The 9791-nt window shown below is 63.6% G+C and carries 9 protein-coding genes and 2 pseudogenes; 6 read left to right on the top strand and 5 right to left on the bottom strand.

Annotated features, from left to right (window positions below):
- A pseudogene (locus RHBS_RS18670) lies at positions 1-183 on the bottom strand (hypothetical protein); the annotation flags it as partial.
- A gap of 229 nt (positions 184-412) precedes the next feature.
- Here RHBS_RS18670 and RHBS_RS18665 point away from each other — a divergent pair.
- The 4 genes and pseudogenes from RHBS_RS18665 to RHBS_RS18650 all read left to right on the top strand — a co-directional run bounded on the left by RHBS_RS18665 (position 413) and on the right by RHBS_RS18650 (position 4586).
- The gene (locus RHBS_RS18665; RefSeq protein ID WP_183130200.1) at positions 413-1414 is read left to right on the top strand and encodes a sugar ABC transporter substrate-binding protein; all 1002 of its coding nucleotides are present in this window, start codon (positions 413-415) and stop codon (positions 1412-1414) included.
- A 29-nt stretch (positions 1415-1443) separates the two neighbouring features.
- Positions 1444-2500, top strand: a pseudogene (locus RHBS_RS18660) (ABC transporter permease).
- 2 nt (positions 2501-2502) lie between these two features.
- On the top strand, positions 2503-3285 hold the full coding sequence (locus RHBS_RS18655; protein WP_121872547.1) for an ATP-binding cassette domain-containing protein: 783 nt from the start codon (positions 2503-2505) through the stop codon (positions 3283-3285).
- 95 nt (positions 3286-3380) lie between these two features.
- Positions 3381-4586, top strand: coding sequence for an acyl-CoA dehydrogenase family protein (locus tag RHBS_RS18650; RefSeq protein ID WP_121870358.1), 1206 nt, complete (start codon positions 3381-3383; stop codon positions 4584-4586).
- A gap of 64 nt (positions 4587-4650) precedes the next feature.
- Here the strand turns inward: RHBS_RS18650 and RHBS_RS18645 are convergent, their stop codons facing one another.
- Genes RHBS_RS18645 through sdhC form a run of 4 tightly spaced genes read right to left on the bottom strand, consistent with a single transcriptional unit; the run spans position 4651 to position 8065 of the window.
- On the bottom strand, positions 4651-5433 hold the full coding sequence (locus tag RHBS_RS18645) for a succinate dehydrogenase iron-sulfur subunit (RefSeq protein WP_037188150.1): 783 nt from the start codon (positions 5431-5433) through the stop codon (positions 4651-4653).
- A 1-nt stretch (position 5434) separates the two neighbouring features.
- A complete protein-coding gene (gene sdhA, locus RHBS_RS18640) occupies positions 5435-7186 on the bottom strand; it encodes a succinate dehydrogenase flavoprotein subunit (RefSeq protein WP_032397463.1) in 1752 nt (583 codons plus the stop codon).
- Positions 7187-7202: 16 nt separating this feature from the next.
- Entirely contained in the window at positions 7203-7655 is a 453-nt protein-coding gene (locus RHBS_RS18635) for a succinate dehydrogenase hydrophobic membrane anchor subunit (RefSeq protein ID WP_032397462.1), read from the bottom strand.
- Positions 7655-8065, bottom strand: coding sequence for a succinate dehydrogenase, cytochrome b556 subunit (sdhC, locus tag RHBS_RS18630; protein WP_121870357.1), 411 nt, complete (start codon positions 8063-8065; stop codon positions 7655-7657). Before sdhC ends, RHBS_RS18635 begins: the two co-directional genes overlap by 1 nt.
- Positions 8066-8330: 265 nt before the next feature.
- Here sdhC and RHBS_RS18625 point away from each other — a divergent pair, with 265 nt between their 5' ends.
- Together RHBS_RS18625 and RHBS_RS18620 are read left to right on the top strand one after the other, a co-directional pair.
- A complete protein-coding gene (locus tag RHBS_RS18625; RefSeq protein ID WP_121870356.1) occupies positions 8331-8744 on the top strand; it encodes a cytidine deaminase in 414 nt (137 codons plus the stop codon).
- A partial coding sequence (locus tag RHBS_RS18620; protein WP_128646209.1) for a thymidine phosphorylase occupies positions 8737-9791 on the top strand: 1055 nt, incomplete at its 3' end. The genes RHBS_RS18625 and RHBS_RS18620, both read left to right, overlap by 8 nt.

Below are 9791 nucleotides of genomic sequence, written 5' to 3'. Positions count from 1 at the left end.
GCCCGGTCCCGGTGGAGGGGGAACGGGCCCCGGAGTACCCGGGGCGGATTGCACGGGTGCGGCGGGTGCGACGATGGGTGCGGGCAACGGGGTCTGCTCGCCCGTCGACCGAGTCGTCAGCAATGCCGCGACGAGCACGGCGAGCGTGAGCAGTCCCAGGGCCGAGACGATGATGGTTCGCACACAGACGACTCTGACGACGGTGGATTGTGGCTACGTGAATCGGAGATGAGAGTCCTCTCATGTCCGAGGTCCGGTGCTGCGCATACCGGTTGCGTCGCGTGACGAATAATCGTCGAAGATGCGTGACGGGTACCAATCGTTTCTTACAGTGATCAGGTCGGCGGGTCGGATTCGACGGTTGTTCGAGGGGCCGGATTTTCGAGAGGCCGAATTTTCGAGAGGAAGTGCAATGAGGTTTCGGCAACAGCGCGGGCCGATCGCGGTCGGCGCGGTCTGTGCGGTCGCGGCACTGACTGTCGCTGCCTGTTCGAGTACCGGTGGTGCTCCTCGATCGTCCGACGACGGAAGCAACGCGGGTGTCGCCGACACGCCGTCGGCGACGATCGCGATGATCACGCACGAGGTTCCCGGCGACACCTTCTGGGATCTGGTTCGCAAGGGTGCCGAGGCCGCTGCGGCCAAGGACAACATCGAACTGCGCTACTCCGCAGATCCCGAAGCGCCCAACCAGGCCAACCTCGTCCAGAGTGCGATCGACTCGAAGGTCGACGGTATCGCGGTCACGCTGGCCAAACCCGACGCGATGGCACCCTCCGTCGAGGCTGCGACCGCCGCGGGCATCCCGGTCGTCGCGTTCAATTCCGGTTACGACTCCTGGAAGGACATGGGAGTCCAGCAGTACTTCGGCCAGGACGAGACCATCGCCGGACAGGCTGCCGGGGCTCGGCTCACCGAGGACGGTGCACGCAAGACCCTGTGCATCATCCAGGAGCAGGGTGCCGTGGCACTCGAGGCTCGCTGTGCCGGCGTGACGGAGGGCTTCGGAGGCACCACCGAGATCCTCAACGTCAACAGCAAGGACATGCCGTCCGTCGAGTCGACCATCACCGCCAAGCTGCAGCAGGACCCGAGCATCGACCATGTCATCGCGCTCGCTGCTCCGATCGCCTTGACGGCGGTGCAGTCCAAGAACAATGCGGGCAGCGACGCCACGATCGTCACGTTCGACACCAACGCCGCACTCGTCGACGCGATCGAGTCGGGTGACGTGGCGTGGGCCATCGATCAGCAGCCCTACCTGCAGGGCTACCTGGCCATCGACTCGCTGTGGCTCTACCTCAACAACGGCAACACGATCGGTGGCGGCACCCCGGTGCTGACCGGGCCCGCGTTCATCGATTCGACCAACATCGACGCGGTCGCCGAGTACGCCCGTAACGGCACACGCTGAATGCGTCGCCTCGGCGCGGAAGGAAGATCATGTCCCCACAGGCCGATCCGGCTCTGTCCGAACACACCGTGATGGCAGATGAGCGGGTCAAGAAGCGGAAACCGTTGCAGCGGTTGCTGATTCGGCCGGAGGTCGGGGCGCTGTTCGGCGCGGTCGCCATATTCGTCTTCTTCTGCATCGTGGCACCGCCGTTTCGATCGCCCGAAGCCCTCGCCACCGTGCTGTACGCATCCTCGACCATCGGCATCATGGCGATCGGTGTTTCCCTTTTGATGATCGGCGGAGAATTCGACCTCTCCACCGGGGTTGCGGTGACGTTCTCCTCGATCATGGCCTCCATGCTGGCCTACAACCTGCACCTGAACGTCTGGACCGGCTCGGTGCTGGCGCTGGTGCTGGCACTGGCGGTCGGGTTTCTCAACGGATACCTGGTGATGACGACCAGGATTCCGTCGTTCCTGATCACGTTGCGTCGTTCCTCATGCTCACCGGCATCAATCTCGCCGTCACCAAGCTCGTCACCGGCCAGGTGGCCACCCCGTCCATCTCGGACATGGAGGGGTTCGATTCGGCCAAGGCAGTGTTCTCGTCCTCGTTCTCGCTGCTGGGGGTCTCGGTCCGCATCACCGTCGTGTGGTGGATCGTGTTCACCCTCGCCGCGACCTGGGTGCTGATGAAGACCCGGATCGGCAACTGGATCTTCGCTGTCGGCGGCAACCAGGAATCGGCGCGTGCGGTCGGGGTGCCGGTCACTCGGGTCAAGATCGGCTTGTTCATGTTCGTCGGCTTCTGCGCCTGGTTCGTCGGCATGCACCTGCTGTTCGCGTTCGACACCGTGCAGTCCGGCCAAGGCGTGGGCAACGAATTCCTCTATATCATCGCCGCGGTCATCGGCGGATGCCTGCTCACCGGTGGATACGGCACGCTGTCGGTGCCTTCATCGGAGCGTTCATCTTCGGCATGACCAACCAGGGCATCGTCTACGCAGGCTGGAACCCGGACTGGTTCAAGTTCTTCCTCGGTGCGATGCTGCTGTTCGCAGTGATCGCGAACAGCTCCTTCCGCAACTACGCGGCGAAAAGGTGACCATGACGTCCTCCGCGAACACGCCCCTCATCGAACTGAAAAGCGTGGGCAAGAGCTACGGCAACATCATCGCGCTGCACGGGATAGACCTCCGTGTCGGTGCCGGTGAGGTCACCTGCGTTCTCGGTGACAACGGCGCAGGCAAGTCCACTCTGATCAAGATCATGTCCGGGTTGCATCGGCAGTCGGAGGGGGAATTGCTCGTCGACGGCACGGCGACCACGTTCGGCTCGCCGAAGCAGGCGGTCGATCAGGGTATCTCCACGGTCTACCAGGACCTCGCGGTCGTCTCCCTGATGCCGGTGTGGCGCAACTTCTTCCTCGGTCAGGAGCTGCGCAAGGGCAAGATCTTCAAGACCCTCGACACCCAAGCGATGCGCGCGAGAACCATCGACGAACTCCGCAAGATGGGGATCGATCTACCGGATGTCGATGCCCCCATCGGCTCACTGTCCGGTGGCCAACGTCAGTGCGTGGCCATTGCGCGCGCCATCTACTTCGGTGCCCGAGTTCTCATCCTCGACGAGCCGACCGCCGCTCTCGGCGTCAAACAGTCCGGCATGGTTCTCCGGTACATCTCGGCGGCCCGGGAGAAAGGCTTCGGAGTCGTGTTCATCACCCACAATCCGCATCATGCGTACATGGTCGGAGATCACTTCGTCCTCCTCGATCGTGGACGTCAGACACTGGACTGTGCGCACGACGACATCTCGCTCGACGACCTCACCAAGGAAATGGCGGGCGGCGACGAACTGGCGACCCTCTCCGACGAACTGCGCCGCTGACATCTCGGGGCCGCGGTGCATGCGTGAGAATTGGGCGCGGCGGGTAGAGGATCGAAAGAGGTGCTCGACGGAGGCACCAGACGAAGGAGCCGAACATGAGCGAGCACGAGCCCCTCGGACCACTGTCGCCGGACTTTCTCGAATCCGATTTCTACGGGTATCAGAGCATGCTCGACGATTCCGAGACCGAAGTGGTCCTGCGCACCCGTCGATTCCTGCAGGACGAGGTCGCGCCGCGGGCGAACGAATTCTGGGAGAAGGCCGCCTCTCCGGTGCACCTGATGCCGAAGATCGCACAGCTCGAGATCGCCGGTCTGGGTTATGGTTTCGACGACCGAAAGGCCTCACGCAAGCTGCTCACCGGCTGGCTCGAAATGGAGTTCGCGCGAGTCGATCCGTCCACGGGAACGATGTTCAGCGTGCACAGTTCGTTGGCGATGAGCAGTATCTCGATTCTCGGGTCCGAGCAGCAGCGCGAGCGGTGGTTGCCTGCGATGCGCCGAATGGAGAAGATCGGCGCGTTCGGACTGTCCGAACCGCACGGTGGCTCCGACGTCGCAGGCGGACTCGAGACCACAGCTCGACTCGACGGAGATCACTGGATCCTCAACGGCAGTAAGCGCTGGATCGGCAACGCCACGTTCGCAGATCTGACCATCGTGTTCGCCAAGGACGAGGCCGACGGCGAGGTCAAGGGCTTCGTCGTCGAGCAGGGATTCGAGGGGTTCCGGGCGGAGAAGATCGAGGGCAAGTACTCGCTCCGCGCGGTCGAGAACGCGGACATCCATCTGGAGAACTGCCGAGTCCCGGTCGAGAACAAGCTGGCCGACGCCAACTCGTTCGCCGATACAGCGAAGGTGCTCCGTCTGACCCGCGGAGGCGTGGCGTTCCAGGCCGTGGGCGTGATGATGGGCGCGTACGAGCGGGCCGTGGCCTATGCGCGCGAACGCGAACAGTTCGGGTCTCCGATCGCGTCGTTCCAGCTGATCTCCGACCTGATCGCCCGCATGACGGCGAACATCACCGCCTCGCTCGGCATGGCGATTCGTGTTTCTCAGCTGCAGGACAACGGCGTCCACCACGACGAGCATGCAGCGCTGGCCAAGACGTTCTGTACGACGCGGCTGCGCGAGGTGGTCGGCTGGGCCCGAGAGATCCTGGGCGGCAACGGAATTCTCATCGAGCACGACGTCATCAGATTCTTCGCCGACGCCGAGGCCCTGTACTCCTACGAGGGCACCGCGCAGATCAACAACCTGATCGTCGGCCGCGGAGTGACGGGCTTCGGCGCGTTCGTCTGACCGAGAACGAAAAGCGCCCCTTCGCGTGTGCGAAGGGGCGCTGTACGTGGGGCAGGAGAAGCTGTCAGCGTGCGAACAGCAACGCGCGCTTGACTTCCTGAATCGCCTTGGTCACCTGGATGCCGCGAGGGCATGCGTCGGTGCAGTTGAAGGTGGTGCGGCAACGCCACACACCCTCGACATCGTTGAGGATGTCCAGACGCTCGGTTGCACCCTCGTCACGGCTGTCGAAGATGAACCGGTGCGCGTTGACGATGGCGGCCGGACCGAAGTAGCTGCCGTCGCTCCAGAACACGGGGCACGAGGTGGTGCAGCACGCGCACAGGATGCACTTGGTGGTGTCGTCGAACCGGGCGCGGTCCGCTGCGGACTGGATCCGCTCGCGGGTCGGCTCGTTGCCCGTCGTCATCAGGAACGGCTTCACGGCGCGGAACGCGTCGAAGAAGGGTTCCATGTCGACGATGAGGTCCTTCTCCACCGGCAGACCCTTGATGGGCTCGATGGTGATGTTCAGCGTCTTCGACGAGTCCTTGGGGAGCATGTCGCGCATGAGCACCTTGCAGGCGAGACGGTTGACACCGTTGATCCGCATCGCGTCGCTGCCGCAGACACCGTGTGCACACGAGCGACGGAACGTCAGGGTGCCGTCCAGGTAGCCCTTCACGTACAGCAGCAGGTTGAGCAGACGGTCGGTGGCCAGGGTGGGGACCTGGAAGGTGTCCCAGCGCTGACCGTCACCGTTCTCGGGATTGAAGCGCGCGATCTTGAGGTTGACCATCACCGCGCCCTCGGGGACGGGCGGCAGGTCGGACTCGTTGGACTTCTTGTCCAGTGTGGGTGCGCTCATATCAGTACTTCCGCTCCATCGGCTCGTAGCGGGTTTGGATTACCGGCTTGTAATCCAAGCGGATCTCGGTGAGCAGACCTTCGCCCTCTTTGTAGGCCATGGTGTGCTTCATGTACTCGGCGTCGTTGCGCTCGGGGTAGTCCTCGCGAGCGTGTCCGCCGCGCGATTCCTTCCGGTTGAGTGCACCGACGACCGTGACCTCCGCCATTTCGAGCAGGAAGCCGAGTTCGATGGCCTCGAGCAGGTCGCTGTTGTAGCGCTTGCCCTTGTCCTCGACGGTGATCTTGTTGTACCGCTCCTTGAGGGCGCGGACATCCTTGAGTGCCGTCTCGAGACGTTCCTCGGTACGGAACACCGATGCGTTGTTGTCCATCGACTGCTGCATCTCGGTACGGATGTCGGCTGCGCGCTCGTGGCCGTGGTCCGACAGGATCAACTCGAGCCAGTCCTGCACCATCTTCGCCGGCTCCTCGGGGAGCGGGGTGAAGTCGACCGAGTTCGCGTACTCGGCCGCGGCGATGCCGGCACGACGTCCGAAGACGTTGATGTCGAGCAACGAGTTGGTGCCGAGACGGTTGGCTCCGTGCACGGAGACGCAGGCGCATTCGCCGGCCGCGTAGAGGCCGGGGACGATGTCCTCGTTGTTGCGCAGAACCTCGCCGCGGATCTTGGTGGGGATGCCGCCCATGACGTAGTGGCACGTCGGGTAGACGGGCACCGGCTCCTTGACGGGGTCGACACCGAGGTACGTGCGCGAGAACTCCATGATGTCCGGGAGCTTCTCGTCCAGAACTTCCTCGGGAATGTGCGTGACGTCGATGTAGACGTAGTCCTTGTTCGGGCCGCCGCCGCGTCCTTCGAGCACCTCGAGCACCATCGACCGCGCGACGATGTCGCGGGGCGCGAGGTCCTTGATGGTCGGTGCGTAGCGCTCCATGAAGCGTTCGCCCGACTCGTTCCGCAGGATGCCGCCCTCGCCTCGCACTGCCTCGGAGATGAGAATGCCCAGGCCTGCGAGACCTGTCGGGTGGAACTGGTGGAACTCCATGTCCTCCAAGGGAAGACCCTTGCGGAACACGATGCTCATGCCGTCACCGGTGAGGGTGTGGGCGTTGGAGGTGGTCTTGTAGATCCGGCCCGAGCCTCCGGTGGCGAAGATGATCGACTTCGCGTGGAAGATGTGCAGCTCACCGGTGGAGAGCTCGTAGGCGATGATTCCGGTCGCGACGGGACCGTCGTCGGTCTCGGTCAGACACAGATCCAGTGCGTAGAACTCGTTGTAGAACTCGACGTCGTGCTTGACGCAGTTCTGGTAGAGCGTCTGCAGGATCATGTGGCCGGTGCGGTCGGCTGCGTAGCACGCACGACGCACCGGAGCCTTGCCGTGATCGCGGGTGTGGCCACCGAAGCGCCGCTGATCGATCTTGCCCTCGGGTGTCCGGTTGAACGGAAGACCCATCTTCTCGAGATCGAGAACGGCGTCGATGGCTTCCTTGGCCATGATCTCCACCGCGTCCTGGTCGGCGAGGTAGTCGCCGCCCTTGACGGTGTCGAACGTGTGCCACTCCCAGTTGTCTTCCTCGACGTTGGCCAGGGCGGCGCACATGCCGCCCTGAGCTGCGCCGGTGTGCGAGCGCGTGGGGTAGAGCTTGGTCAGTACGGCTGTGCGAGCACGGGGTCCGGCCTCGATCGCAGCACGCATACCGGCACCGCCTGCGCCGACGATCAGTACGTCGTAACGATGTTCCTGCATGTAAGCGTCAGTGTCCTTAGCTCGCCGTGATGTTGGGATCGAACGTGAAGATGACGTAGGTGCCGACGCCCATGATGAGGATCATCGACAGCACCAGCAGCGTGGTCAGCCAGAAACGCGTCGAATCCTTGCGGGAGTAGTCCGCGATGATCGTGCGCAGGCCGTTGCCGCCGTGCAGCTGCGCCAGCCACAGCATCGTCAGGTCCCAGAACTGCCAGAACGGGCTGGCCCAACGACCGGCGACGAATGCGAAGTTGATGCGATGCACACCGTCGTCGAGCATCAACATGATGAACATGTGGCCCAGGACGAGCACGACGAGTGCCAGGCCGGAGAAGCGCATGAACAGCCATGCATAGAGCTCGAAGTTGCCCTTGCTCTGGCGCCGCGGCGAACGCGGGTTGGCCAGGCTGGCCGGACGGTCGTAGTTCGTGCCGAGGACCTTCGCCTCGGGACCCTGCGTCGACATCAGTGACCACCCGCCGTGAACATGTTGTAGAAGATTCGTCCCGCGCCGGGGATCATGACGACGAGCCAGACGACTGCGATGACCCACAGCATCGGCTTCTGGTACTGCGGTCCCTTCGACCAGAAGTCGATCAGCATCACGCGGATGCCGTTCAACGCGTGGTACAGCACGGCCGCGACGAGGCCGATCTCCATCAGACCGACGAGCGGGGTCTTGTAGGTCTCGATGATGGCGTCGTACGTCTCGGGGTTGACCCGAACCATCGCCGTGTCGAGAACGTGGACGAACAGGAAGAAGAAAACCAAGACGCCTGTGATTCGGTGAAGGACCCAGGACCACATGCCCGGATCCCCGCGGTACAGCGACCGCTTGCGCTCCTTGACCGGAGCGGCTTCTGTCGTGCTACTCATCGAGTGCAATGCCTCCAACGTCGTTGGTGGACGCATCGAGCCCGGTGGCCGGTCTTGTCGTGGCTCGATTTGTCGCGATTCGGCCCTAGTGCTGGTTGTACTAGCCGCTTACAAGAAACTGTAAACCCATTCGAAACACGGAACTAATTCGACTCGAGGTTCGTACGCTGCCGAAATCTGGTGTTAGGTTTGCCTTCCCAATTGATGGGCGCACTTCAGGCCGGATCTCTGCATCAATTCAGACAGCGTGATTGGATGGTGCACCATGAACGAAATCGACTGGAAAACGTTGCGCGACAATGCTCATGAGGCAATGGGCCGTGCCTACGCCCCGTACTCCAACTTTCCGGTCGGCGCCGCAGCTCTGGTGGACGACAATCGGATAGTCACCGGGTGCAATGTGGAAAATGTCTCATACGGTTTGGGGCTCTGCGCGGAGTGCGGGTTGGTGTCGAACTTGCACTCGACCGGCGGCGGCAGACTCGTGGCCTTTTCCTGCTGCGATTCCAGGCGTGAAATTCTGATGCCGTGCGGGCGATGCCGGCAGCTGCTGTACGAGTTCGGCGGCCCGGATCTGCTCGTCGACACCGCCTCGGGACCGGTTCGACTGGCAGAGTTGCTCCCGAACGCTTTCGGCCCCGACAACCTCGACGAAGGACGCGTGAACAACCATGCCTGACGCCGTATCCATCATCAGCGCCAAGCGCGACGGGCGCGTTCTCGACGACGAGCAGATCGAATGGGTGATCGCGGAGTTCACCCGCGGATCCGTCGCGCCGGAACAGATGTCGGCTCTCGCAATGGCCGTTCTGTGGCGCGGATTGTCGCGTCGCGAGCTCGGTACGTGGACGAACGCGATGATCGCGTCGGGCACACGGATGGACTTCTCGGCGCTGCCGCTGCCCACCGTCGACAAACACTCGACCGGTGGTGTCGGAGACAAGATCACGCTGCCGCTGGCTCCGCTCGTCGCCGCCTGCGGAGCCGCTGTGCCGCAGCTGTCGGGTCGAGGACTTGGCCACACCGGCGGGACGCTCGACAAGCTCGAGTCCATCCCCGGATGGCGAGCGGATCTGAGCGGCGAGGAGATGCACCGCATCCTGGCCGATCCGGCGATCGGTGCTGTCGTGTGCGCTGCCGGTGCCGATCTCGCTCCGGCCGACAAGAAGCTCTACGCATTGCGAGACGTGACGGGAACGGTCGAATCGATCCCGCTGATCGCCAGCTCGATCATGAGCAAGAAGATCGCCGAGGGCACCGGGGCGCTCGTGTTGGACGTCAAGGTCGGTGCCGGAGCGTTCATGAAGAACGTCGACGACGCACGCGAACTCGCGACCGCCATGGTCGAGCTCGGAACCGATGCGGGGGTACGGACTCTGGCGGTGCTGACGGCGATGGACACCCCGCTCGGGCTCACCGCGGGCAACGCGCTCGAGGTGGAGGAATCGGTCGAGGTACTCGCCGGAGGTGGGCCGGCCGACATCGTCGAGCTGACGATCACGCTGGCGCGCACGATGCTCGCGGCGGCCGGGATCGAGGGTATCGATCCGGCCGACAAGCTGGCCGACGGTTCGGCAATGGATCGGTGGCGAACGATGATCGCCGCGCAGGGCGGCGATCCCGATGCCTCGCTCCCCGTCGCCCGCGAGAGCCAGGACTTCGTCGCCGCCACCGACGGCGTCGTCACCGGATTGGACGCAATGGGTGTCGGATTGGCGGCGTGGCG

The organism is Rhodococcus sp. BS-15 (assembly GCF_000813105.1).
Taxonomy (GTDB): Bacteria; Actinomycetota; Actinomycetes; order Mycobacteriales; family Mycobacteriaceae; genus Rhodococcoides.
The sequence above is the reverse complement of the archived record's forward strand: the minus strand, read 5'-3'. Positions and strand labels throughout refer to the sequence as shown.

What these genes read in the sequence shown, in the direction of transcription:
- RHBS_RS18635 (WP_032397462.1), bottom strand. Translation starts at nt 7,655, where the DNA reads ATGTCGACGCAGGGTCCCGAGGCGAAGGTCCTCGGCACGAACTACGAC.
- RHBS_RS18655 (WP_121872547.1), top strand. Translation starts at nt 2,503, where the DNA reads ATGACGTCCTCCGCGAACACGCCCCTCATCGAACTGAAAAGCGTGGGC.
- RHBS_RS18625 (WP_121870356.1), top strand. Translation starts at nt 8,331, where the DNA reads ATGAACGAAATCGACTGGAAAACGTTGCGCGACAATGCTCATGAGGCA.
- RHBS_RS18665 (WP_183130200.1), top strand. Translation starts at nt 413, where the DNA reads ATGAGGTTTCGGCAACAGCGCGGGCCGATCGCGGTCGGCGCGGTCTGT.
- sdhC (WP_121870357.1), bottom strand. Translation starts at nt 8,065, where the DNA reads ATGAGTAGCACGACAGAAGCCGCTCCGGTCAAGGAGCGCAAGCGGTCG.
- RHBS_RS18645 (WP_037188150.1), bottom strand. Translation starts at nt 5,433, where the DNA reads ATGAGCGCACCCACACTGGACAAGAAGTCCAACGAGTCCGACCTGCCG.
- RHBS_RS18650 (WP_121870358.1), top strand. Translation starts at nt 3,381, where the DNA reads ATGAGCGAGCACGAGCCCCTCGGACCACTGTCGCCGGACTTTCTCGAA.
- sdhA (WP_032397463.1), bottom strand. Translation starts at nt 7,186, where the DNA reads ATGCAGGAACATCGTTACGACGTACTGATCGTCGGCGCAGGCGGTGCC.